General features: G+C 50.7%; 21 protein-coding genes, 1 tRNA gene and 2 pseudogenes. 12 read left to right on the top strand and 12 right to left on the bottom strand.

Annotation, left to right across the window (positions count from 1 at the left end; all coding sequences use genetic code 11):
• The first annotated feature begins 17 nt into the window (after window positions 1-17).
• The 5 genes from benB to V8L70_RS14495 all read left to right on the top strand — a co-directional run bounded on the left by benB (window position 18) and on the right by V8L70_RS14495 (window position 5,033).
• Window positions 18-506, top strand: a complete 489-nt coding sequence (gene benB, locus V8L70_RS14515) for a benzoate 1,2-dioxygenase small subunit (RefSeq protein WP_336269886.1) — start codon at window positions 18-20, stop codon at window positions 504-506.
• Between the two features lie 23 nt (window positions 507-529).
• On the top strand, window positions 530-1,555 hold the full coding sequence (benC, locus tag V8L70_RS14510; RefSeq protein ID WP_336269885.1) for a benzoate 1,2-dioxygenase electron transfer component BenC: 1,026 nt from the start codon (window positions 530-532) through the stop codon (window positions 1,553-1,555).
• Window positions 1,552-2,352 (top strand): benzoate diol dehydrogenase BenD, encoded by an 801-nt coding sequence (gene benD, locus V8L70_RS14505; protein ID WP_336269884.1) that lies wholly within the window; start codon window positions 1,552-1,554, stop codon window positions 2,350-2,352. Before benC ends, benD begins: the two co-directional genes overlap by 4 nt.
• A gap of 86 nt (window positions 2,353-2,438) precedes the next feature.
• Window positions 2,439-3,683, top strand: coding sequence for a benzoate/H(+) symporter BenE family transporter (locus V8L70_RS14500; protein ID WP_336269883.1), 1,245 nt, complete (start codon window positions 2,439-2,441; stop codon window positions 3,681-3,683).
• Between the two features lie 138 nt (window positions 3,684-3,821).
• Entirely contained in the window at window positions 3,822-5,033 is a 1,212-nt protein-coding gene (locus tag V8L70_RS14495) for a benzoate/H(+) symporter BenE family transporter (RefSeq protein WP_336269881.1), read from the top strand.
• On the opposite strand, the gene V8L70_RS14490 is transcribed toward V8L70_RS14495, so the two are convergent.
• Window positions 5,024-5,926, bottom strand: coding sequence for a LysR family transcriptional regulator (locus tag V8L70_RS14490; RefSeq protein ID WP_336269880.1), 903 nt, complete (start codon window positions 5,924-5,926; stop codon window positions 5,024-5,026). The genes V8L70_RS14495 and V8L70_RS14490 overlap by 10 nt on opposite strands.
• 232 nt (window positions 5,927-6,158) lie before the next feature.
• Here V8L70_RS14490 and V8L70_RS14485 point away from each other — a divergent pair, with 232 nt between their 5' ends.
• The gene (locus tag V8L70_RS14485; protein WP_336269879.1) at window positions 6,159-6,623 is read left to right on the top strand and encodes a universal stress protein; all 465 of its coding nucleotides are present in this window, start codon (window positions 6,159-6,161) and stop codon (window positions 6,621-6,623) included.
• Between the two features lie 58 nt (window positions 6,624-6,681).
• On the opposite strand, the gene rnk is transcribed toward V8L70_RS14485, so the two are convergent.
• Both rnk and gdhA read right to left on the bottom strand, forming a co-directional pair.
• Window positions 6,682-7,095, bottom strand: coding sequence for a nucleoside diphosphate kinase regulator (rnk, locus tag V8L70_RS14480; RefSeq protein WP_336269878.1), 414 nt, complete (start codon window positions 7,093-7,095; stop codon window positions 6,682-6,684).
• Window positions 7,096-7,207: 112 nt separating this feature from the next.
• Window positions 7,208-8,560 (bottom strand): NADP-specific glutamate dehydrogenase, encoded by a 1,353-nt coding sequence (gene gdhA / locus V8L70_RS14475; RefSeq protein ID WP_336269876.1) that lies wholly within the window; start codon window positions 8,558-8,560, stop codon window positions 7,208-7,210.
• A 414-nt stretch (window positions 8,561-8,974) separates the two neighbouring features.
• Between gdhA and V8L70_RS14470 the strand changes: the two genes are divergently transcribed.
• Window positions 8,975-10,633: a methyl-accepting chemotaxis protein gene (locus V8L70_RS14470; RefSeq protein ID WP_336269875.1), complete on the top strand. Its 1,659-nt coding sequence runs from the start codon at window positions 8,975-8,977 to the stop codon at window positions 10,631-10,633.
• 24 nt (window positions 10,634-10,657) lie between these two features.
• Here the strand turns inward: V8L70_RS14470 and V8L70_RS22925 are convergent.
• Window positions 10,658-10,773, bottom strand: a pseudogene (locus V8L70_RS22925) (IS30 family transposase); the annotation flags it as partial.
• Window positions 10,774-10,935: 162 nt separating this feature from the next.
• Between V8L70_RS22925 and V8L70_RS14465 the strand changes: the two are divergent.
• Complete coding sequence (locus V8L70_RS14465; protein ID WP_336269873.1) at window positions 10,936-11,223, top strand: type II toxin-antitoxin system HigB family toxin; 288 nt, start codon at window positions 10,936-10,938, stop codon at window positions 11,221-11,223.
• A gap of 4 nt (window positions 11,224-11,227) precedes the next feature.
• Complete coding sequence (locus V8L70_RS14460; protein WP_336269872.1) at window positions 11,228-11,656, top strand: helix-turn-helix domain-containing protein; 429 nt, start codon at window positions 11,228-11,230, stop codon at window positions 11,654-11,656.
• A 199-nt stretch (window positions 11,657-11,855) separates the two neighbouring features.
• On the opposite strand, the gene V8L70_RS14455 is transcribed toward V8L70_RS14460, so the two are convergent.
• The 6 genes from V8L70_RS14455 to V8L70_RS14430 all read right to left on the bottom strand — a co-directional run bounded on the left by V8L70_RS14455 (window position 11,856) and on the right by V8L70_RS14430 (window position 18,101).
• Window positions 11,856-12,803 carry a GGDEF domain-containing protein gene (locus V8L70_RS14455; protein WP_336269871.1) on the bottom strand — a complete coding sequence of 316 codons (948 nt, stop codon included), beginning with the start codon at window positions 12,801-12,803 and terminating at the stop codon, window positions 11,856-11,858.
• Window positions 12,804-13,114: 311 nt separating this feature from the next.
• On the bottom strand, window positions 13,115-16,291 hold the full coding sequence (locus V8L70_RS14450) for an EAL domain-containing protein (RefSeq protein WP_336269870.1): 3,177 nt from the start codon (window positions 16,289-16,291) through the stop codon (window positions 13,115-13,117).
• Window positions 16,292-16,304: 13 nt separating this feature from the next.
• Window positions 16,305-16,733 (bottom strand): GGDEF domain-containing protein, encoded by a 429-nt coding sequence (locus tag V8L70_RS14445; protein WP_336269957.1) that lies wholly within the window; start codon window positions 16,731-16,733, stop codon window positions 16,305-16,307.
• Window positions 16,715-17,284, bottom strand: coding sequence for a nitrogen regulation protein NR(II) (locus V8L70_RS14440; RefSeq protein ID WP_336269869.1), 570 nt, complete (start codon window positions 17,282-17,284; stop codon window positions 16,715-16,717). The genes V8L70_RS14445 and V8L70_RS14440 overlap by 19 nt, the downstream gene beginning before the upstream one ends.
• A gap of 5 nt (window positions 17,285-17,289) precedes the next feature.
• Window positions 17,290-17,661 carry an alpha/beta fold hydrolase gene (locus V8L70_RS14435; RefSeq protein WP_336269867.1) on the bottom strand — a complete coding sequence of 124 codons (372 nt, stop codon included), beginning with the start codon at window positions 17,659-17,661 and terminating at the stop codon, window positions 17,290-17,292.
• 8 nt (window positions 17,662-17,669) lie between these two features.
• On the bottom strand, window positions 17,670-18,101 hold the full coding sequence (locus V8L70_RS14430) for an alpha/beta fold hydrolase (RefSeq protein ID WP_336269866.1): 432 nt from the start codon (window positions 18,099-18,101) through the stop codon (window positions 17,670-17,672).
• A 233-nt stretch (window positions 18,102-18,334) separates the two neighbouring features.
• Here V8L70_RS14430 and V8L70_RS14425 point away from each other — a divergent pair, with 233 nt between their 5' ends.
• Window positions 18,335-18,625, top strand: a complete 291-nt coding sequence (locus tag V8L70_RS14425; RefSeq protein ID WP_336269865.1) for a hypothetical protein — start codon at window positions 18,335-18,337, stop codon at window positions 18,623-18,625.
• Window positions 18,626-18,709: 84 nt separating this feature from the next.
• Here V8L70_RS14425 and V8L70_RS14420 read toward each other — a convergent pair.
• Window positions 18,710-19,788: pseudogene (locus V8L70_RS14420) on the bottom strand (ATP-binding protein); the annotation flags it as partial.
• Between the two features lie 3 nt (window positions 19,789-19,791).
• On the opposite strand from V8L70_RS14420, the gene V8L70_RS14410 reads away from it, so the two are divergent.
• Window positions 19,792-19,875, top strand: a tRNA-Leu gene (locus V8L70_RS14410).
• A gap of 264 nt (window positions 19,876-20,139) precedes the next feature.
• On the opposite strand, the gene V8L70_RS14405 is transcribed toward V8L70_RS14410, so the two are convergent.
• Entirely contained in the window at window positions 20,140-21,570 is a 1,431-nt protein-coding gene (locus tag V8L70_RS14405; protein WP_336269863.1) for an IS1182 family transposase, read from the bottom strand.
• Between the two features lie 632 nt (window positions 21,571-22,202).
• On the opposite strand from V8L70_RS14405, the gene V8L70_RS14400 reads away from it, so the two are divergent.
• Window positions 22,203-23,054 (top strand): CHASE3 domain-containing protein, encoded by an 852-nt coding sequence (locus V8L70_RS14400; protein ID WP_336269862.1) that lies wholly within the window; start codon window positions 22,203-22,205, stop codon window positions 23,052-23,054.
• The last annotated feature ends 97 nt before the right edge of the window (window positions 23,055-23,151 follow it).

Raw genomic sequence — 23,151 nt, 5'->3', positions numbered from 1 at the left:
AAGAGGAGAGAAGTGCCATGAGCATTAGTTATCACGACATCCAAGCATTTTTGTACCGCGAAGGTCGCCTGCTTGATGACCGCGAGTGGGATGAATGGCTTGCGCTGTATCGCAAAGACGCAGAGTTCTGGATGCCCGCCTGGGACGACGACGACCAGCTCACCCGGGATCCGCACAGTGAGATCTCGCTGATCTACTACCCCAACCGCGAAGGGCTAGAAGACCGCGTTTATCGGATCAAGACCGAACGCAGCGGGGCGAGCACGCCGGAACCGCGCACCACTCACCAGGTGACCAACCTGGAGATCCTGTCCCAAGACGGCGACACGTTGGAACTGCGCTTTAACTGGCACACGCTCAACCACCGCTACAAGAAGACCGACAGCTTCTTTGGCACGTGCTTTTACACCCTGGACGTATCGGGTGAGACCCCATTAATCACAAGAAAAGTCGTGCAGTTGAATAACGACTATATCCATCAGGTCATCGACGTGTACCACGTGTGACTTGATGCGAGAGGAGAGTAACCATGAGCTATACCATTGCCCTCAACTTCGAGGACGGCGTGACCCGGTTTATCGGCTGTAAAGAAGGGGAGACCGTTCTCGACGCCGCTTACCGGCAGAAAGTTAACCTACCCATGGACTGCTCTGACGGTGTATGTGGCACCTGCAAAGGACACTGCGAACAGGGCGAGTTCGATATGGGTGATGAGTACCTGGAGGATGCGCTTTCCGATGAGGAAGCCGCTGAAGGCCAAGTGCTTACCTGCCAGATGGTGCCTTCGTCGGACTGTGTTATCCAAGTGTCCGTGGCGTCCACGCTGTGTAAAACACAGGTAGGGAAGGTTGAGGGCACGGTAGCTGCAGTGGAGCAGCTTTCTGAGGATAGCATTGAGCTAGCGGTTGAACTGGATGATGAAGAGGGCCTTGCCTTTTTACCGGGACAATATATCCATATTGATGTGCCCGGCACTGAGGTGCATCGCTCTTACTCCTTCAGCTCACTGCCAGGCGATAAGCGCGCTACCTTCCTAATTCGCAACATTACCAATGGGGTAATGAGTGGCTACCTAACCGAGCGGGCGGCGGTGGGCGAAAAGCTTACCTTGACCGGCCCGCTGGGCAGCTTCTATCTGCGAGAAGTGAAGCGTCCAGTGCTGATGTTGGCCGGTGGTACGGGTCTGGCTCCGTTCTTGTCTATGTTGGCGCAACTGGTTGAGAAGGGCTGTGACGCACCGATCCATATGATTTACGGCGTCAATAAAGATGATCACCTTGTCAAAACCGACGCATTAGATGCCTTCGCCGAAAAGTTGCCTAGCTTCACCTACGCCACCGTCGTGGTCGATGAGGCAAGCGATCATTCGCGGAAAGGTTATGTAACGCATCACATGGACGCCGAGGTAATGCACGACGGTGATATCGACGTTTACCTGTGTGGCCCGCCCCCCATGGTGGATGCCGTGCTGAAGTATTTCGACGCTGAAGGCATTGAGCCGCAGAGCTTCCACTATGAGAAGTTCACCCCGAACCAAGTGGGAGAGAGCGCATGAGCTATCAATGTTTTGACGGCCCCCGTTTTCAAGACCGGGTAATGGTGGTCACCGGTGCTGCTCAAGGGATTGGGCATCGGGTTGCTGAGCGTGCATCCGCTGAAGGTGCGCGCCTGGTGCTAGTGGACCGCGCTGATGAAATTCATGAGGTTGTGGCAGAGATCAGCAAACAGGGGAGCGAAGTTATCGCGGTGCAAGCCGACCTAGAGACATGGGAAGGCGCTGAAAAAGTGATGCAGGCAACGCTCGCTCACTTTGATCGTATCGATGTTTTGGTTAACAACGTCGGCGGCGCGATTAACTTTAAGCCGTTTACTGAATTTACCGAATCGCAAATTGTGGCAGAGATCAATCGCTCGTTGATGCCCACATTATGGTGCTGCCGAGCAGCGCTGCCGACCATGGTCGATCAGGGCGGTGGTGTCATTGTTAATGTTTCTTCAGCGGCGACGCGGGGTATTCACCGTATTCCTTACTCGGCAGCGAAGGGCGGCATCAATGCGTTGACCGCGTCATTGGCGTTTGAGTACGCCGAGTATGGTATCCGCGTTGTTGCCACGGCTCCCGGTGGCACCGAGGCACCGCCAAGGCGTATTTCGCGAGGCACGCCGACGCCGAGTAACGAGACAGAAAAGGCGTGGTTTCAGGCGCATATCGACCAAACCAAGCAGAGTTGCTTGATGAGTCGCTATGGCACGCTAGATGAAATGGTCTCGCCTATTTTGTTCCTGGCGTCTGACGAGGCCAGTTATATCACCGGTAGCGTACTGCCCGTAGCAGGTGGCGATCTCGGCTAACAGCAGGCTGTTTGGCTAGAGACAAATAACTATAACGAAATAATTTTCTTATAACTCTAAGCACAATAATTCCCCTGGAGAATGCCGTGAAACATATTGAGAAAGGCGTAAGCCTAAGGCATGCGCCCCGCGATTTTCTGCGTGACCTCAATGCCGACAATGCCAGTACGGGCTTGGTCGCGGGAATCTTAGGACTCAGCGTTGGGGTCGTTCACATTAGCGTCGGCACATCTGCCGGCCTCGACTCCTCCTTTATTATGATATGGGTGATCAGTTATCTGATGATCAATGGTCTGTTTGGGCTTTTCATGCCAGCTTATTATCGCTTGCCACTGCCAATGGCTAACTCCATCCCCGGGGCGTTAATGTTTGCAGCGGTCATTCCTGTCATAGGCTTGGAAGCTGCGTTAGGGGCTAGCCTAATTGCGGGGGCTATAACACTGGTTGCTGGTGTGACCGGGGTGATGGGTATCGTCATGCGTTTAATACCCATGCCGATTGTCATGGGTATGGTGGGCGGTATGTTGCTCAGTTTTGGTCTCAACATGGTGAAACCGCTGGAGAGTGCTATTGTGCCAGCCTCCATCATGATACTGGCTTTCTTCATTTCCGCACGGCTGTTTCGTAAGGTTCCGCCACTTATTGTGGCAATGTTGGCGGGAATTCTTTATCTGATAGCAACCGGCGTTGACCTATCAGGCATTGAAGCAACCATACGCTTTCCTGAATTCATCATGCCTGAATTTACCTTTGGGGCTTTCCTCACCTATGGCCTACCACTCGCCATTATTCTGGTCGGTATGGAAACACCGGCAGGCGTTGGCTTAGTGAAAGGAATGGGCTACAAAGATGCGCCTGCTAACGCGATTACCGCTGTGGGTGGGTTAGGCACCATGGTGTCGGCGTTTTTCAACCTACACAGTACCTGCATTGCGGCTCCGATGACCGGTGTGTGTGCTTCGCCGGAGGCGGGGGACCATGACAAGCGCTGGGTAGCAGCGGTGATAGCCGGGGCTATCTTTGTTGTTGCCGCGCCTTTCTACGGTTATGTCGTAAGCCTGCTGGAAGCTACGCCGCGTTACTTTATCGCCATTATCGCTGGGCTAGCACTGATGCGCGTGATCACCTCATCCATGGCCATCGCCTTTTCCGGTAAAAAGCATGAAATCGGAGCATTGTTCGCTTTTCTGATCGCCGCGTCCGGCATCCAGGTTCTCGGTATAGGCGCTACGTTCTGGGCATTAGTGTTGGGCGTTGTTGTCTCGGCAATCTTTGAAACCAAAGATTTTGAATTCATCTTTACGCGTGAAGTTGCCAAGAAAAGCGGCTAAAGCTTCCATTTTTATCAATTTTATAATGGTTATCCTCTTGGCCCGTAACTGCTTTTGCAGTACGGGTCTTTTTTACTGTGGGTACTTTATTTATTAGTCAGTTGCCTGTTACCTGCTTGAAATTAACTTCGATATCAATTGTTTTCATTAATAACCAAGGGCTTTTGTATGCGCATTTATAAGGACTGGTCGATTCCGGCGATTACTGCTGGCTTTGTGGCCGTGCTGATCTCTTACTCTGGCCCGCTGGCTATCTTTTTCCAGGCGGCTCAGAGCGCTGAAATATCAGACACGATGATGACCTCCTGGGTATGGGCTATCTCTATGGGGGCAGCCGTCTCGGGTATTGTACTTAGCCTTTGGCTGAAGGTACCCGTAGTGACCGCATGGTCAGCCCCGGGGACGGCTTTACTAGTGACCCTGTTCCCTGGGTTATCACTCAATGAAGCGGTGGGCGCCTATTTAACGGCAGCAATGATCATTTTCGTGATCGGTATTACAGGCTCCTTTGACCGTATTATTCAGATGATTCCACCCGGTATTGCTAGCGCGATGATGGCGGGGATTCTGTTCCAGTTTGGTGTGGGTATCTTTGTCTCGTTGGAGAGCGTGCCAGCGTTGGCGATTGGTATGATTATCGCTTATCTAGTATTTAAGCGGCTAACGCCGCGATACAGCTTGGTGCTCTTGTTGGTAGTTGGCGTCGTTTTGGCTGTCGTTTTAGAAGGCGCAAGCCTGGAGGGCGTCTCAATACAGCTTGCCGAGCCGCAGTTTATCCGTCCTGTGTGGACATGGGATGCTACCTTGAGCCTAGCCATCCCGCTGGTACTGGTGAGTCTCACTGGCCAGTTTCTACCAGGCATGGCGATCATGCGCAGTTCTGGTTATAACACGGCGGCTAAGCCCATTGTCACACTGACCAGCCTGACTTCTTTCGCGACAGCCTTCTTCGGTGGTATCACCACGGTGATTGCGGCTATTACAGCAGCGATTTGCACCAGCAAAGAAGCTCACGAAGATCCCAAAAAACGCTACGTGGCCGGAGTGGCCAATGGCGTCTTCTACCTAATCGGTGGCACTTTTGCTGGCACTATCGTGCTGCTCTTTACCTCGCTGCCCAGCGAATTTGTTGCTGTTCTGGCGGGTTTAGCGCTAATTGGCGCTATTTCAAGCAATGTCAGCGCGTTTGCCGCCGAAAAAGATCATCTGGAGGCCTCAGTGATTACCTTTATCGCTACGGCGTCGGGAATTAGTTTCTTAGGTTTGGGCTCTGCTTTTTGGGGAGTGGTCGTTGGGGCGCTTGCTTACAACCTCTTACACCGTCGTTTTCGTTCGGCCCGTCAGGGGTAGCGTCCAGAGCGGCGATTTTCGACAAGTACCTCTAAAATAGCGTTTGCTTCGAGCATTAGCGAAGAGGGTTTTTCGCCGCGGCGACGGCTGCAGATAACAGGTGACGTAATAGTCTTGTCTGCCAATGGTACATAACAAATGCCATCACGTTGGACGCGTTTTACCTGCTCTGGAACCAGCGTAATGCCGATACCGGAGGCCACTAAGCTAAGTGCTGTCTGAACCTCGTTTGCTTCTTGTACTACTTCGACCTTTAAGCCTTGGCGTCGGAATATACCTAACACCATATCCGCAAGGCTTGGCCGTGGTTTCGCGGGAAAGAGTATTAGTGGATAGCGAGCCAGTTCTTCACAACTAGGAGTCGTGCCTGCTAACGGATGCCCGCTGGATAGAGCTGCAATTAACGGTTCATCAAAGAGAATCTCCTGTTCGACGTCTGGGTCATCGATGCATAAACGCCCAAAACCCATATCAATGCGGCCAGCTTTAAGCGCCTGAATTTGTTGTACCGTCGTAAGTTCTGCTAGTGAAATTTCCACATTATCCATCCGGCGTAAGTCACGAACAAGCATAGGAAGCTGCCCGTAAAATACGGATGGCACAAAGCCAATGCCGAACAGGGCGCGTTTGCTACGTGCCATGTGTCTTGTCGCATCAATGGTCACTTCTACTTTCTCTAATATCTGCAGAGCGTGCTGCTGAAAAAAAACACCCGATGGGGTGAGGCGTAAGCCTCTAGAGCTTCGATCAAATAACTCCGCACCCACTTCTTGCTCTAATTGCTTAATCTGGCGCGAAAGGGGAGGCTGAGACATGTGTAAGCGCTCAGCAGCAGAGGTAAAATTAAGCTCTTCAGCCACAATGCAAAAGTACCTAAGGTGGCGTAGTTCCATGATACCTCCAAGGTATGAGCGGCTACTTAAATAATATTGGTTTTGTCATTCTGGTGCTTTCAAGCTGGCTGTAATCTGACGTGCGGGCATTACTTGCGTGACATGAGCCCCGGCGTCATTTAGCAGTATATCTTGGGTCTTTTTAATTCAGCGAAATAATGGTTACAACGCTACCAGTATTTAACTGTTTAAAAGCTAAATATCGTCTAAGACTTTAGTTTCAGTAAAGCACATGAATAGGATTGAATCAGCTATGTATACTCGCATACTAGTGCCGATCGATGGTTCTGAAAATGCTCAACAAGCGCTGTCAGTAGCCTGTAAGTTGTTGAGTGAAAATGCCTCAACGCTTTATTTATTACACATCCCGGAAGCCTTAGCATATCCCACCACGCTAGTGTGGGGTGTTGGAGCTCTGAATACTGAAGCTACCCTTGCTGAACGTGAAAAAGCTGGAGAGCAGCTGCTGATGCAAGCTGCTCAGTCAGCGCAAGAGCAGGGTGCTCAGCAAGTAGAAAAGCAAATGGTACAAGGCGACCCGGTGCGGGTGATACTCAATACTGCCAATGACCAGGGTATAGATACGATTGTAATGGGGAGCCGTGGATTAAGTGACTTAGCGGGCGTCGTCATTGGAAGCGTTTCGCACAAAGTAAGTCATTCCGCAAAGTGCCAAGTCATCACCGTTAAACAATAGGTCAGTGACAGAAGAGCCATTGGCGGGTCATTGGCCAGTGCACTCTTCGTAACACTCACTATCGATGGTATTGCTTTTCACGCTCTGGTTGCCAATAAATGGCATCAATACGTAAGCGTGTTTCGGTATTATTAGGCAGTGGCCATTCGATGATATCGCCGATTCTGAGCCCGATCAATGCAGCCCCAATGGGAGCCATTACGGAGATTCCATCCGGGACGCTTCCCAGTGAATGCGGGTAGACCAGGGTTCGAATCATCTTTGTCCCACGAGAGAGATCTGTGAATCTAACCTGGCTGTTCATGCTGACGACGTCATCAGGAATATCCTCTGGATCGCGGACTTCCCCACGTGATAACTCCTCCTCAAGTAGTTCAGCGACGGCTATGTCTTTATCGGATGCATTGTCGATCAAGCGCTGTAGACGCTCAGCATCGAGTCGATTAATAATAATAGTAGGACGTTGTCCCATCGTTACTCTCCTTAGAAAGCAATAAATTCAAGCCAATAAAAAACAGCCCTTCCCCAATAAAGGAAGGACTGCGTACTTGTTACAGTATAAGCGGTTTACAAGACAAAGACGATCAGGTGACGCCTTGTTCAATCATGGCATCAGCTACTTTTCTGAAGCCTGCAATGTTGGCTCCTAGTACTAGATTCGTCGCTTCACCAAACTCCTCGGCAGTCTCTGCGCACTGCCGGTGAATATTAGCCATAATCTGTTTTAGCTTTTGGTCTACTTTTTCCAGTGGCCACTGTTCCATACTGCTATTTTGTGCCATTTCTAACTGGCTGGTAGCGACGCCACCTGCGTTAGCGGCCTTACCAGGCCCATAGGCAATTTTAGCGTTTAGAAAGAGATCGACGGCCTCTTTCGTGGAGGGCATGTTGGCCCCTTCACTAATACACGTGATGCCATTGGTGAGCATGAAGTCCGCATCACTTTCGGTCAGCTCATTCTGGGTCGCGCAGGGGAACGCAGCATCGGCTTGAATACGCCATACGGCATGCCCACCCTGGGGGTAGTCAAGAGTAGAAATGTAGTGGGCGTCAGGGTGCTCGTGTAAGTAAGCTTCTAAAGAAGTGCGCTGCACTTCTTTGAGCTGCTTGAGTAAGTCTAAATCAATACCATTTTTATCGTAGATAGTCCCACGTGAGTCGCTACAGGTGATCGGTTTAGCACCCAGTTCGTATAGTTTCTCAATGGTATAAATGGCGACATTACCTGCGCCGGAAACCAGGCAGGTTTTATTGCGAAGCTCTTCTCCCCGTGCTGCTAACATGTTCTGCGCGAAGTAAACTGCTCCGTAGCCCGTCGCTTCTTTGCGGCCAAGCGATCCTCCCCAGTTAAGCCCTTTGCCTGTTAGCACGCCTTCATAACAACCGGTTAACCGCTTATATTGACCAAAAAGATAGCCAATTTCTCGCGTACCTACCCCGATGTCACCTGCAGGGACATCGCATTGGGGGCCAATATGGCGGTAGAGCTCTGTCATGTAAGCCTGACAAAAGCGCATGATCTCATTATCTGACTTACCTTTTGGATCAAAATCGGCACCGCCTTTACCACCACCGACCGGCAACCCGGTTAACGCATTTTTGAAGATTTGTTCAAAACCCAGAAATTTGATGGTGCCGGAAGTAACACTGGGATGAAAACGTAGGCCTCCTTTATAAGGCCCAAGGGCAGAGTTGAACTGAACGCGATAGCCTTTATTAACGTGTACTCTCCCGCTATCATCTACCCAGCTTATCCGAAACATAATTTGCCGTTCTGGCTCAACTATCCGCTCAATGATGCTGTGTTGGTGATAATAGGAGGTCTTTTCTAATAGAGGGCGTAGACATTCAAGCACTTCTTCGATGGCTTGATAAAACTCGGATTGGGCAGGGCTGCTTTTCTGAAGTCGTGTCAGCGTATCGTGGACGTAGGGCATATGAACATACCATCGCAGTATTCATTAAGTATTGGCTGGCCAGAGCGTGATGATATTTAACGACTAAGATGTTTTTTTGCATACCCTATGCGTGTTCGGTATAGATAAAATCATACTAAAGTATATATGATTTGGGCGGCGTCGATATTATTTAAGGAAGCTGGCTAACGGTTGTTCAACGATATTTGGCTGCTTGATGTATTATCGATTAGGTTTTTATCGTTATAAAGGCTATTTTTTATTACTTATAATTTATAAATAGGGTCGTCATTTTTAGTGTTGCTTGCATCAACTATTATTTTTCAAAATGCCTAAATTATTAAGAAATATGGCCGATATTTGTTTTATAACGAGGTTTTTATTTATTACAGATGCAGCCTCCACGGTAATCGATAACAATTAAACGGTGATGCCATGCTGGACAAGCTACATAAGATCAATGTGAAGTACACGCTTGCTTTCTTACTGGTAGCCTTATCACTGATGGCAGTGGTGGTGATTGATAGTCTGCTTGTCCAGACTATGCGTGAGCGTATGATTGCGTTTAGCGGCTCCTTCAATCCGGCAGTTTCAGCAGTACTTAACGCCGATAGAGATCTTTACCAGGCGCGATTAGCTGAATTAGAAGTCTTGCGTGAGGATCCGGAAAGTCAGGCCGCTAGCGATCAGCATGATGCCTTCCTTGAGAACGCGCAGCAGGCCTATGATCGAATGCGTGAATTCCTTACGTTACTCGATGCCTATCCACAGGTCAGCGAAGGAATTAGCGACTTCGAAGCGCGTTTCGATTCCTGGAAAACAGCTGCCCAGGAGGTTTTTGATCTTCATCGTCAGGGAAATATTGAGACCGCTGAGACGCAGATGGAAGGTGACTTTTTGGTAACCTTTAATGCCTTGCGCGAGCTTTATAATATTGCTGGTGAAAGTGCAGACGCGCGTAGTTTAGCTCTTGAGAGTGAGACTCTTGCAGGCGTTGCCATACAGCAGCGCTGGGTGATGGGTTTTACCGCGCTGGTACTACTGGCTACCCTGGCCATCGCGCTGATTGGCCCCAACCTGATGTCTCGGGCGATTCGACAGGTCAGCGGGCGAATTCATGACATTACCGCAGGTCAGGGCGACCTCACTGCTCGCATTGAGAGTCACCGGCGCGATGAAATCGGCGAGTTGGCTTACGAGTTTGATGCCTTCATTGCTCGGATGGATACGAGCTTCCAAGCGGTGCGCGACGGTGCCCGCAATGTCAATAATGCCTCGGGCCAAATTGCTTCTGGCAGCGAAGATCTAGCGTCGCGAACGGAACAGCAGGCCTCCGCTCTGCAAGAAACTGCTTCTAGCATGGAGGAAATATCTTCCATCGTGCGCCAGAACAGTGAATCCGCCAGTCATGCAGACACTCTTTCAAGCCAAGCGGCTGAGAAAGCCGAGAAGGGCATCCAGGAGGTTCAGCATTCGGTAACGTTGATGCGAGAACTAGAGGCCAGCTCTCGCCAGGTCGGCGAGATTGTCAAAGTGATCGACTCCATTGCCTTCCAGACAAATCTTCTTGCCCTCAACGCGTCGGTAGAGGCCGCTCGTGCTGGTGAGCATGGAAGGGGATTTGCGGTCGTGGCCAGTGAGGTTCGTAATTTAGCTAGCCGCACTGCCGATTCTTCCAAAGAAATCCGACAAATGATTGAGGAAATTAGTCAGCGTATCGCCAATGGCGCTGAGCAAGCAGTGCGTAGCGGCGATGGCATACAGGAGACAGTAGAGGCGATTCGCCAGGTGTCAGGGCTAATGAATGAGATATCGCTGGCGGTGCGCGAACAAGAGGCGGGTATTCAGCAAGTAGGTACCGCTCTTACTCAGATGGATTCCGCGACACAACAGAACGTCACCCTCGTTTCGCAGACTAGCGACTCTGCGGCTTCCCTTCAAAAAGAGGCAACCCGACTTACCCGCTTGGTGGAGGCTTTCAAACTCAGTGGCGACAGCGCTAAAACTGCCTCTCCCTCTCTTATGCACTCTAAATCTGTAGCTGCTTTGCAGCGTAACTCACCAAATAAGGCGCATGATTGGGAAGCCTTCTGAGGAGAACCTCCTCACCAGACTCTAAAGCCGCATTCTTGGTCTATCGTTTAGCTTACTGACGACGCTTCGTAGCTCTCTATTGGATACCTTTCGGGAGTCAGTCCCTTCGGAAAATACTGCCTAATCGGGCCATTGGTGACTCTTATTGAACATCGTCTACTAGATGCTACCAACATACTCCGTATTTCTGTGGGGTATGTCTTTTTATAGGGAGAGCATCCAATACTGATTTTAAAAATAATAGCAATTTGCTATATATAGCAAATTGCTATTATAATGTAGCCAGGCGAAAGGGGTTACATATGCATGTGGTCACACAAAAACGTATTTGGGAAGCAAAAGACAAATGGCCGCAGTCGGCCACCGCCTTAAATGCATGGTTTCGCATCATGAAGGGTAGCGAACCCCAGAGCTTTGCTGAGATGAAAGAAATTTTTCCGGCAACTGATAAGGTGGGAAGCCTCCATGTTTTTGACATTGGTGGCAATAAGATTCGCCTGATAGCAACTGTGCATTATCGCGCTAAGCGCGTTTTTATCCGCCATATTCTCGATCATCCCGAATATGACAAGAGTAAGTGGAAGGAGTGAAGATATGAATGCCGTTCTTGATCAAGCAGCTACTCATTGGCAGTACATTGCACCTCTTCTCTCTGTGCCAGAATCAGAGGATGAGTATGACGAGAAAGTGGAGGCTCTTGATGAAATTCTAAATTTGGTTGGCGATGATGAAAATCATTATTTATCCAGCCTTGCGGCGCGCCTTGGTGATCTTATTGAGGCATATGATGGGCGTGTACGCCCCATGCCTGTCGCGCAGGATACTGATGTGCTTCGTTATCTTATGGAAGAACACGGCATTACCCAAAATGATTTGCCTGAAATTGGCGCTCAGTCTGTTGTTTCGTCCATTTTGTCCGGCAAACGTAATCTTAACTGGCGCCAAATTTGTGGACTTTCAGACCGCTTTGGCATTCCAACGGATGTTTTCAAACAGCGTAAAACAATTAGGGATATTAGTTAACTTGGTTAGAGCTTTCTCAGGAGGGTCGCCCGAAGCTCTCTTCACCTAAAGGCTCAAGTATGAATTTTGGTGGTTTTCTCACGGCCAGGAGTGTTAGTTGAGCAATCAAATTGCCAACTAAAATTGCCTAGAAGGCACAGCTGATTTATGCCTCAGGCTGTACTAGCTACGTAAGGTGGGTAGCGATTACTCACCAATGCTACCAATTTCTAAGGCCGTTGATACAGTCACGCCCACTACGTTTAGCGTCATAGAGCGCATCGTCAGCGTCTTTAAGTAACGTTGAGAAGCCTTCTGGATCTATGATGTCCCGGCTGGCAAGGCCCATGCTGAGGGTAACAAGACCAGAATCTGTCGTAGGATGGGGAATGGCACTTTTAAGTAAACTGTTTCTAATTCGATGAGCCACTTGCTGTGCTTTTGATAAAGGTGCATCCAGTAGTAGCACCAGAAATTCATCACCCCCTAATCTTATTGCGTAAGCTTCACACTCTCTTAGACTATTCTGAATCGCCAGGGCCACCTGCTGTAAACAAAGGTCACCCTGCAAATGCCCCAGCCTATCGTTGTAGGGCTTGAACTGGTCAATATCGATCATCAACGCAGTCACCTGAAAATGGCGTCCCTTACCCACGAGTATCTTTCGCAAACGCTCTAGCGCTCGGCGATTGCCCATATCAGTTAGTGGGTCGGTTTCCGCTTTGACCAGCGCGTTCTGGTATTCTCGTTTTAATGCCGTCGTTAAGGTCTTTGCCTGGGTGATATCCACACCGATATCGAGCAGGCCAACATCCGGAATCAGGGTTTCTGTCATCAGCAGCCAGCGGCCATCCCATGCATCAATTTCAAACTGGCGATAGGTTTGCTTGCGTCGTTTTGCGAGCGCCAACCGAATCCATAACTCAATATCCTCCGTCTCTATAATTAGCCCCTGGCTCTTGGCGTAGTTGTCACGTACGACATCCGGCCAAGTGGGGTGCGACCCTTGCGTATGACAGATGAGTTGATAGTAGTGGGCATTACCGTAAATCAACCTGTCATGGTCATCGAATAAAGAAATTGCAGCGCCACTAATATCAAATAGGCGGGCCACCACTGGTAAGGTATTCGCCAGCTGTTCAGTACTATCATCCAACGAAAATGCCACGGTGATTACCCCTGCTAATGCGATACATTCGGTGGATTGCAGATAGGTGCCAAGCGACCCTATAAACTAATCATAATGTGTCCATTGTCAATTGATCTACACGATCATGGTGCTTGTACTCCCTCTTATGGGGCGTGATCGCAGGGCTAGTAAGGTTAAGTCACAAGCGGAAAGTTATATTTTGATTTGCATAACATTTGTAATGACGCTCGATATAACACACGTTCCGCCGCCTTCTTTCCTCGCTATGTCTAGAGCTTCCGTATGCCTGAAACCTGTGACTAATAGACATGGAGCCAGAGGTCTAAACCTCAGGCGTGAGAAGATGCAGGTAACTGATCCGGCATTTGCATGACGGCTTCTAACGGCATAGGCCTGGCGAAGTGGAACCCTTGTAATAGATTGCAGTGACGGCGGACGAGATCCTGCTGCTGTTTGAACTCCTCAATGCCCTCGGCCACCACTAGCAGACCCAGTTGGTGCGACATGGTGATAATCCCCTGCACAATAGCGGCATTGCGTTTGTCGGTCGTGATGTCCTTGATGAAGGCTCGGTCTAGCTTGATCTTGTGAATGGGCAGATCACGCAGATAGCTCAGGCTGGAGAAACCGGTGCCAAAGTCATCGAGTGCCACCTTAATCCCCATGGCGTTGAGCTGATTGATCAGCTCAGTGGCCTGCTCAGACCCATCCAGCAGAACGCTTTCGGTAACCTCCAGTTCCAGAAACTCGGGTGGAAGGCCAGAAGCACTTAGCGCCTGACGAAGATCGTCAAGAAATCCCTCTCTTCGAAACTGAAGCGATGAGATATTGACAGCTACTGGCACCCTACGCCCGCCTGCAGCCAGCATGGTTGCAGCATCTTGGCACACCTGACGCATAATCCAGCGCCCCATTGGAATGATTTGCCCCGTTTGCTCTGCAAGCGGAATAAACTCTCCTGGCGAGATCATACCTCCCTCGGGATGTTGCCAGCGGATTAACGCCTCCAATCCACGGATGCGACCACTCACTGCCTCCACGATGGGCTGGTAGTAGAGTTCGAATTGATCATCCTGCAAGGCTGTATGCAAGCCGTGTCGCAGGGTAACGGATGCTTCGGTTACGCGCTGCTCTTCGCCCTGATACCACTGCCAGGTGTTGCGCCCTTTTTGTTTGGCGTCGGTCATGGCAAGGTCGGCGCGTTGCATCAGCTCATAAGCGTATTCACAGGGTTCCGCATTACCAGCGACGCCGATGCTGGCACTGATATGGACAGCCTTGCCTTCGAGCTGGAAAGGCGCTGACAGTGCATCAATCATCCGCTCGGCCATATCGACCCCGGCCTGATGGTCCTGGAGATGATTGAACAGTAGGGCGAACTCGTCACCGGTGAGGCGAGCCAGCGTATCGTCTGGCCCGGTTAGCGGCTGCAGTCGGTCGGTCACCGCCACCAAGAGTTGGTTGCCGATGTGATAGCCCAGTCCGTCATTAACCGCCTTAAAGCCGTCCAGGTCGAGATGCATCACGACCAGTAAGCTGCCCGACTGCTGCGCCTGATCAAACGCTTCCTTCAGGCGCTCATCAAGGGTCGTTTGGTTCGGGAGGCCGGTTAACAGATCATGGGAGGCCTGATAAGCCAGTTGGGCTTCCTGCTCATACTGTTTAGTAATGTCCTTAACGATGCCGAAGACACCGTGTGTCTCCCCGTCAACAATAATCGGCATTGTAGTCAAGTCAAGGAACCGCCCATGCCCATCACGCCTTGTTATCTGCAGTTCCACCTGGGTGGGGTGTCCGGACAATGTCGCCGCATAAAGAGCCTGCATTCGCTCGATATCTTGAGGCTGCAATAGGGTAGAAAAATGACGTCCGATTATCTCATCGTTGGTGTGCCCGGTAATTTTGCTGCAGGCAGCATTCGCGGTGACAATATGGCCTTCATGGTCGAGCGAAAAGACGCCATCAGGATGGTAGAGGTAAAGTGAACGATAACGTTGTTCGAGGTCGTATTGCGCTTCAAGGCGCTGTCTGGCCCTCAACAGCTCACGTGAGCGCCAGACCACCAGCCTGACCAGCCCCAGGCTCAGGGCCAGAAGATAACTGAGCGTCAGGCCAGCGATAGCAAAACCTGCTGGCATAACACCTGCCTGCAGCATGCTTGATGTGGCGTTCATATGGACATCAAGCGTTAAGCGAGTGCCGCCAGGAAGACCGACAAGGCGACGTTCTAGGTGTGGAAGTGATCGTTTGCCACTGCCGTGGGCAAGACTGTCAGGATGCCTTATGACCAGAAAAGGTGTGTCTCCACCGACTGAAAGTCGCAAAAGGTTTAAGGGTAGGCTAAGCTCGCGTTCAAGCAGCCCCACCAAGTCGACCTCCGCGATTAGGCGGCTGCCTGTGCCGTTACCTAAGGGCGCGATAATCAGTAACGTCCTCGGGTTGCTCGGTATCGTGTATGCCAACGCTTCTTCCCACCCAGAGAGTAGCTCATCGCGAAGGCGGGATAGATTTATCTCCTGAACAAAGTGGCGCTGATATTCCTCATTAGAAACGCGCAGATCTTCAAGGCTCCCGTTAGGGTTCAGTATGGCAAGGCTCTTTAAATAAGGGGCATGTCGAAAGTAGGTCTGAACATCGTTCTCCCAATTGCCCACCTGTTCAGGAATATCATTTAACCCCCTACGCCATGCCAAACGCTGAATAAATTCCAGCTGTGTCTTCATTATGTGGCGTGCATTGAGAGCAGCATTATCTATCAAGATGGCTGCCTGACGTTGCATATCGTTCTGAGCGCTCCAGCTCAGGGTGTACCAGGCGAGACAACTGACCATGACGCCAGCAACGGCGGCGATCTTGGTCAGACTGCCCAGGGGAATCAAGCGACGACTACCGCGCCAGGCGGCGACAACGAAAGTAACACCACCCAGCAGGGCGTAAAGGGTGGCCAGTATAGGGGCAGACACAAAGCCTTCTGCCCAATCTAAACGGCTAGCCGGAAGCAGCATTAGCAGCAGTGAAAAGCTACCCGCGCCTAGTGCTAGCAACCCACTAACGGCCCAGACTAACCGGTGCCAAGGCCGCTTCATGCCTAGAGCGGTGCATAGGCCCACTAGAAAGAGCAGAAACGCCGCCGCCGAGAGAATTCTTGGGCCACCGGTCACCCAAGACGTTCCTACCCAGGGCCCATCGGCTAAGCCGTTATGTATTAGGGTGTAGAGAGTGACCACCGCCAACGGCATGGCTGCCAAGTAGTTCAGCCAGTGCCGATTAAACAGCCAACCCAACAAGCAGAGGCCAGCCAGGAAACCAGTTAAGGCAGCGTCGACCACCATCACACCGCTCAGCGGATAGGCAATGCCGAGGAGATGTCCGATGAGACCTGTGCCTCCCAGCAGAGTAAACGTGGTGGCGACCATGAGTAGGCCAACATCAGCGGCGACATCTTGTATCCGGTAAGGCAGCTCAATATCATCCCGTGCGTTTAGTGCTGTCGCTCTGGCTTGCATGACAAGCTCCTCTTCATCCTCTTGCGACGTGGTTACGCCCCTGGTGTTTGGCCACATAAAGGGCATCGTCGGCGCGCGCCATCAGGCTTTCGCTCGTATCTTCCGGCAGATAGCCTGTCACGCCCAAGCTGGCAGTGATGGGAACTGGTTGCCAATGGTACATCTCAATGGCAAGGCGCAAGCGATCCAAGGCGTTGACTGCCTCATCAATGGAGGTGTCCGGCATAAGCAGGGCGAACTCTTCGCCGCCGATACGGGCGGCAATATCTTGGCCGCGTAGTTGCGATGAAAGCAGCGTAGCAAGCTGTTGTAGGACATGGTCACCGACAGCATGCCCATGTTCATCGTTGACGGGCTTAAAGTGGTCGATGTCCAGGATAGCCACGCTGAAAACATCAGAGGAACGAGCGACGGCTGCTAGAGCTAGCCTCTCCTGCAGCACGAGATCAAAGTGGCGGCGGTTGGGCAAGCCGGTAAGTGCATCGCTGTTGGCCTCATGGTGAGACGCTGTAGTTCCGAGTTGTGCGATTCTAATGTGGCGCGCATCAACTCTAGCTCGGCGATGACCGCATTTTTCTCTTCTAGGGCGTGTTGGACTGCCTGGCGAGCTTCTAGCAGTTCGCGTTCTAGTTGATCCTTACGGCCTATGGGCAGCATCGAAATTAACGTCAGGGAGGGCTCTTCCGCGCCCAGGCGGCGCGCACTGCAGAGTACTGGAAGGGCATCGTCATTTTCCAAGCGCAGGTTAAGATGAACTTCATCAACTGTCCCTACCTCGGTGAGTCGATACGCTAGAACTCCGAGGTACAGCATGCGCGACTCAACCGTAAACAGGTCGCTGGCCGACTGGTTAATCAGCTGGCTCGTCGAGCAGCTTAGCCAATCACGGAGGGTGTAATTAGCCAACAGAATTTTGCCCTGCTCATCAATAACTACCTGACCAGAAGGAGCGAACTGCCACCAGCGGGCCAAATCGGAAGCTCTCAAACTCATAGGGATCAGCCTTTCTGCATATCGAGCCGCTCCCGCAGGGCTTGAGCCAGGATGTCAGGGGCCGTGAGCTGGGGATAGTGGCCACCTACATCCAGCACCACGAGTTCACCATCGGGGAGGTGCTGTTGCAGGTACTGGGCTGCCTCGAGAGGCACCATGGCGTCGCGGGCAGTTTGAATGATTAGGCTAGGCACCGTGACGCTGGGCAGGTGGTGGCGGGTATCACCGAGAAAAATGCTTCTTGCCAGTGGTCGCAGTACCTCAGGTGATACGGAAAGAAAGCGTTGTTGCAGGCTCTGCTGGTGAGTCTCAGTGGTAGCATCGCCAAGCGCCACCCGCGAGACGGTACCGGCCCAATCGAGGTAATTCTGCTCCATAAGAAGCATCAGGCTATCAAGCTGCTCACGCGTATAGCCACCTCGGTAGTCAGGGGGGGGGCGTCAAGGTACCGCGCCGAGCTGCAAATCATCACTAAACGGCGGAAGGCCTTGGGACGTTGTATAGAGGCGAGCATACCGATGGTCCCTCCGATGGAGTGGCCAAGCATCAGCGCATTTTCCAAGCCTAATTCATCACATAGGGCGACGATGTCATCCGCATGACCGGAGCACGTACCATGCCGCGCTTTGTCGTAGGCTTCCGGTGCGGCACCGCCGAAACCTGCAATGTCGACTAGGATCAGTCGGTAGTCTTTCTCAAGTACTGGAAGAAGGCGACGCCATACCGTTTGGTCGCAACCAAAGCCATGAATCAGCAAAATGGGCGTGGTGCCGTAGCCTAGCTCTTTAACGTTGAGAAGATGGCGAAATGAGGTCATAGAATACCCTGCTTTATTATTATGGGTAAAAATCAGCTAGCACTATCACCGTACCACACAGCGTAGTGTAAACGTCTCAACGTAAGTCCTAAGAACTAATTGTATAATGAGAAAGTTTATCAATGGGTTTTGTGAATGAAGGCCATTTCTCTGTAGTTAGCAGACACGGGTAATAACTTGTAACCGGTCGAGTAAACTCAGGGTTAAAAAACTACCGTGAGCAAGAAGCGGTGATGAACTATCTGCGCAAGGTTGAGCTACTTACTCTGGGTAAACATGAAAACGTTGAGATGCAAATCGCCAAACGCTTTACCAGCGTGTTATTGACACTCCAAACCCAAGGGGATCACCAGCGCGTAATTCACGAGCTTCAAGCGCTCATCGGCGACACCCAAACCACGCTAAGAAGCTTTGAGGAAACCGGCATGGATGCAAACATGCCGGAGGATTACGACAAGCTGCTGGCTATTTTAGACGACGCGATAAAACAGCAGCGTGAGTATACGAAAATGCTGCTGGCGTAAAAGCAGCGCTACCTAACCTAGGGATGATGTGTAAAGGGAACGGATGATGACATTTGATGCACCCTACTTTTTTGTATCGTTTGCTAAAGCGTTGGATGAAACTTCTACTTCCCGATTGGGAAAACCCAGTGAGGAAAGCCTGTAGCCAACTATCGGCTCCTGTACATCCTTAATCGTAATGTAGCCCGTTTGAAGAGCAGTGCTTCGGTGGCGATGTCATCCACACCAAAGCGGCCTAGCAGCTGTGCCTTAGCCTGAAAAGTGCCGAGTTGCGGGGTAAACACCCCGCGTTTTTTCAATAGGTCAATCAGAAAGGCGGGCGTGGCGCTCTCAAACCAGTACGGCCCAAACTCACGTTTTTGTAACAGCAGCAATACATCAAAGGGGTTATAAACAGTATCGACGTGCTTTCCGCCCCAGCGGTAGCCGTTGTACCAGCGGCGGATCTCTTCACGGTCAAGACCTGGCAGCTCGGAGGCAAATACCGTATTAATATCGTGATCGGTGTAGCCGCAAATGGCGGCGTAAGGGGCACTAGTGTAATGTCGTTGAGGTTATTTAGCCCCGAAAATAGACTGACTTTGCTGAACTTGGAAACGCCGGTCAGGAGCACAAAGTGCAGATAAGGGTCGGCGTCTTTAAGCACGCTATAGAGGTTTTTCAGTCCCTCGCGAAGTTCGCGGGCTCGTTCAGTATTCAAGAGGTTATCCAAAATGGGCTCATCGTACTTGTCGATGAGCACCACCATGCGTTGGCCGTGAACACTCCGTGCATTTTCAAGCAGGCTGGCAAAGTTGTCTGCAATGCGTTCGGGAGGCGGTGTTTCAATATTCAGCTTTTTCCGTTGCTGCTGAAGCTGATAGCGGATGTTGGCATCTAAATCCTCACGGCTGTTGGCAACACCGCTACCAAAACTCAAACGCACCACGGGGTACTGCTGTTGCCAGTCCCACTTATCATGAATATATAAGCCTTCAAACAGATGATATCGGCCTTCAAATAGGCAGCCCAAGGTATCTAGCAGAAGGCTTTTAAAAGCGGCGCGGGCGAGAAAGAAAGTAGTATTTGTTCTGATGGGCCAGCTGCTCAATAAACGGTGTTTTGTCGACGTAGTAATAGCCGCCTTCCCGAATATCCGAAAACGTTTGAATACCTATGGGCAACTTGCGGTGATAAAAAAGATGGGCTGTAAAATTGAAACCGGCCTCCGAAGCCGAGGGTCGCAGGTTCAAATCCTGCCGGGCGCGCCAAATTGTAAAAAAAGGGACCTGCGAGAAATCGCAGGCCCCTTTTTTAATGGCTGGAATCGGCCGAGGCTGTGTGAAAACCTAAAAACCAGTTGGCGGTGACAGTGTTCAGTCGTATTGGCACGACTATCGGCTAGCAAGACAGATTAGATCGCTTTCATTTCTTATGCCCAATCCGACGTTAATCGAGATAAAGCCTAAGAAGCACTTACTAGAGAGCGTTATTGGCTACCATAAGCTTGGCAGAGCTAGGTCCGGACTAAGGCCTTATGCCTGCAATGCCTGGATCAAACCCTTGGGGCCGAGGATATTCATGACGCGTTTCATGTTGTAGGCAAGCACATGAAGACTCATTTCCGTTCCGACGTTCTTAAGCCCTTTGGTTAAAAAGTGTGTCGCACCCATCCACGCTTTCAACGTGCCAAAGGGATGCTCAACCGTTTGACGACGGATGCGCATTATATCCGGCCTCTGATCCAGACGTGATGTTACCGCCTCCAATACTTCTTCGTGTTCCCAGCGTTTAATGCGCCGATAAATACCTGTGGTGCATTGCGACTTCATTGAGCAGTTCGGACAGGCCGAACTCCAATAGCAATGTAGCGTCTGGCCTTTTTCGACGTTCTTGAAACGCCAAATTAGCCGCTCTCTCGCGGGACAGCGATATTCATTACGTTTGGGCACATACCGGAACGCTTCCCTGGGAAACATACCTTTGGCCTGGTTTGGCGAGGTTTTAGGCTTAGGGAGATACGTCGTAATACCGGCCTCATGACAGGCAAGTATTTCATTACCTGTAAAATAACCGCGATCAGCGACGACGTGTAGATCACTGACGCCGCTAGCATCGCGTGCTTGCTTGGCCATCTGGTAAAGCTGACGCCGGTCAGTGCCGACATTAGTGACTTCATGGGCGACAATCAGATGATGCTGGCTATCGACAGCCGTCTGCACGTTGTAGCCTACGATTCCCGTTCCTCGCGCAGTCATGGAGCGAGCGTCAGGGTCTGTCAAAGAGACTTGCTGGTCAGGGGACTCAGTTCTTTGAATTTCAATGGATTGTAGTTGCTGAACTTCTTCTGTTAAGGAAGCGATCTTTTCCTTCAAACCAGTCGTCCGCATTTCTGTGATAGCGGCGGCGCCTTGATCCATTGCATCGAGCTGACGTAAGTAACGCTCAATACTTTTATCGATTTCTTCTGCCCGCCGCTTCATCTTAGCCAAGGTGAAGTTACGGTCTCGATTGTTGACTGCCTTAAATTTGCTGCCATCAATCGCCATTACCGAATGTGAAAAGAGCCCGAGACGTCGACATATCATGACAAAGTCGCGGCAAGTAGCTTGAATCGCTTTGCCGTTGTTTTTGCGGAAATCTGCGATCGTTTTGAAATCCGGCGCTAGGCGTTCCGTTAGCCACATGAGTTCAACATTACGCTGTGCCTCACGTTCCAGACGGCGGCTAGATTGGATGCAATTGAGGTAGCCGTAGAGATAGATTTTTAAAAGAATGGCGGGGTGGTAGGCGGGCCGACCCGTCGCATGAGGGTCAACGCCATTAAAGCCCAGCTGTTTGAGATCAAGGGCGTCAACAAAAGCCTCAATAGCCCGAACCGGATTGTCTTCAGTAACGAAATCATCCAGAAGCTCAGGAAACAACGTAGCCTGGGACCGGGATTCACCTGCGACGAAACGTTTCATTGGTACCTCCCACGATCAGTCATGGGTAGAGTATAGCGACAGCTACGTTTTCACACAGCCTCGGCCAGGAGCAGTCCTTTAGACAAGAATGATCTAACGTCGATGGTAATGGTCGCCATCGGAGCGGAAGGTAAATGTATTTGGGAAATCTACTAGCGCCTACCTTAACCAGCTGGTTGCGGAATGACCTCCCTGCGTTTAGCTTACTGAAAACTCTACTTCTGAGCACCCTGATATGTCGGGGGGATTACCCTATGCCTGAGGTATACAGTTAGAAATGTTAACTAATGTGACATTTAAGGAGGCACTATAGCTTTTGATTTCGCCGATACCTAGTATGCGCATGCTATGTAAAAAAGAGTGGCTATTGCGCGACATGATTCTCGATGGGTGACTACAACGCTACTGTCCAGTTTTCCGGTAGCGAAGCGACAGGAAATAAAAAGTTTTTCGCAATCGGCGCTAACTTTTTAAAACCGATGAGAAGAGTGACAGGATCATTTCTTAGTAAACCAAAATCCTTGGAGCACTGAGATTTAAATAATTATGGACACGAAGCTCGTATACCTGGCAATTGATGGCCTATTGCCACCTGCAATCTAATTGGCGTTTCTAAAGTAAAGGGAAAGTAAATGAACTTATCCAACCTAAAGGTGGGTACCAGACTTTATACGGGCTTTGGTGTTTTAGTAGTTCTTATTCTATTACTGCAGATAAATAGTTACTTAAACTTCTCTAAGCTAGAGCAGGCTGTAGAATGGAATAATCATACTCGCGAGGTCATCGCGGAGGTGGATGGCATTCTGTCAAGCCTCATTAACATTGAGACAGGGCAGAGAGGATTTGCTCTAACAGGCGAGGAGGGGTCTCTTGAACCTCTACATAATGGTCTGCAAGATTTTGAGAGATTTCTTAACCAGGGAAAGTCACTAACCAGTGATAACCCGGCCCAGCAAGAGCGCTTCAACAGGCTAAGCGCACAGCAGCAAGAATGGGTGGCTGTGGCTATCAACCCTCTCATTGAATTGCGCCGCGCAGTAATAAATGGCGATGTGTCAATGGAACAGGTTGTAGCGGAGGAGCAAACAGGCAAGGGCAAGCAGAACATGGATGCCATGCGAATCTTGCTGAATGAGATCCGCGATACAGAAGCTGGCTTGCTAGTTTCGCGAAGTGAAGAAATGAGCAGCCAAGCACAGTGGACAAGAATTGCTACGGTTATTGGTGCCATTCTTGGTTTGTTCCTTGGGATTGCCATGGCCTTCTGGATCACCCGAAGCATCATGAAATCGCTCGGTGGCGAGCCCGCATATGCTGCGGAAATTGCTAACTCGGTCGCTTCCGGTGACCTTTCGATAAGCGTAACTGTTGCTGAGAATGATAAAAGTAGCTTGTTATTTTCCATGCGTGAGATGCGCGATAGTCTAGTAAAGATTGTTAGTGAAGTACGTGTTGCCTCAGGTGCGTATTCCGCCCTATCGTGACCGCCCATTCCGTTTGAACGTGACCGTCTGTTCTGGATGATGGTGACCGCGCATTCCGTTTTATCGTGACCGATTTTGGGCAGTTTTCCGGAATCGC

Source organism: Vreelandella arctica (genome assembly GCF_037070215.1).
In the GTDB taxonomy this organism is placed as follows: Bacteria; Pseudomonadota; Gammaproteobacteria; order Pseudomonadales; family Halomonadaceae; genus Vreelandella; species Vreelandella arctica.
Note: the sequence above shows the minus strand (reverse complement) of the source record. Positions and strands in the feature narration are given on the sequence as shown.

Bases quoted from the DNA above. Each gene is read 5' to 3' on its own strand.
- benB (WP_336269886.1), top strand. From the start codon at position 18: ATGAGCATTAGTTATCACGACATCCAAGCATTTTTGTACCGCGAAGGT.
- benC (WP_336269885.1), top strand. From the start codon at position 530: ATGAGCTATACCATTGCCCTCAACTTCGAGGACGGCGTGACCCGGTTT.
- benD (WP_336269884.1), top strand. From the start codon at position 1,552: ATGAGCTATCAATGTTTTGACGGCCCCCGTTTTCAAGACCGGGTAATG.
- V8L70_RS14490 (WP_336269880.1), bottom strand. From the start codon at position 5,926: ATGGAACTACGCCACCTTAGGTACTTTTGCATTGTGGCTGAAGAGCTT.
- V8L70_RS14485 (WP_336269879.1), top strand. From the start codon at position 6,159: ATGAATAGGATTGAATCAGCTATGTATACTCGCATACTAGTGCCGATC.
- rnk (WP_336269878.1), bottom strand. From the start codon at position 7,095: ATGGGACAACGTCCTACTATTATTATTAATCGACTCGATGCTGAGCGT.
- gdhA (WP_336269876.1), bottom strand. From the start codon at position 8,560: ATGCCCTACGTCCACGATACGCTGACACGACTTCAGAAAAGCAGCCCT.
- V8L70_RS14470 (WP_336269875.1), top strand. From the start codon at position 8,975: ATGCTGGACAAGCTACATAAGATCAATGTGAAGTACACGCTTGCTTTC.
- V8L70_RS14465 (WP_336269873.1), top strand. From the start codon at position 10,936: ATGCATGTGGTCACACAAAAACGTATTTGGGAAGCAAAAGACAAATGG.
- V8L70_RS14460 (WP_336269872.1), top strand. From the start codon at position 11,228: ATGAATGCCGTTCTTGATCAAGCAGCTACTCATTGGCAGTACATTGCA.
- V8L70_RS14450 (WP_336269870.1), bottom strand. From the start codon at position 16,291: ATGCAAGCCAGAGCGACAGCACTAAACGCACGGGATGATATTGAGCTG.
- V8L70_RS14440 (WP_336269869.1), bottom strand. From the start codon at position 17,284: ATGAGTTTGAGAGCTTCCGATTTGGCCCGCTGGTGGCAGTTCGCTCCT.
- V8L70_RS14435 (WP_336269867.1), bottom strand. From the start codon at position 17,661: ATGGAGCAGAATTACCTCGATTGGGCCGGTACCGTCTCGCGGGTGGCG.
- V8L70_RS14430 (WP_336269866.1), bottom strand. From the start codon at position 18,101: ATGACCTCATTTCGCCATCTTCTCAACGTTAAAGAGCTAGGCTACGGC.
- V8L70_RS14425 (WP_336269865.1), top strand. From the start codon at position 18,335: ATGAACTATCTGCGCAAGGTTGAGCTACTTACTCTGGGTAAACATGAA.
- V8L70_RS14405 (WP_336269863.1), bottom strand. From the start codon at position 21,570: ATGAAACGTTTCGTCGCAGGTGAATCCCGGTCCCAGGCTACGTTGTTT.
- V8L70_RS14400 (WP_336269862.1), top strand. From the start codon at position 22,203: ATGAACTTATCCAACCTAAAGGTGGGTACCAGACTTTATACGGGCTTT.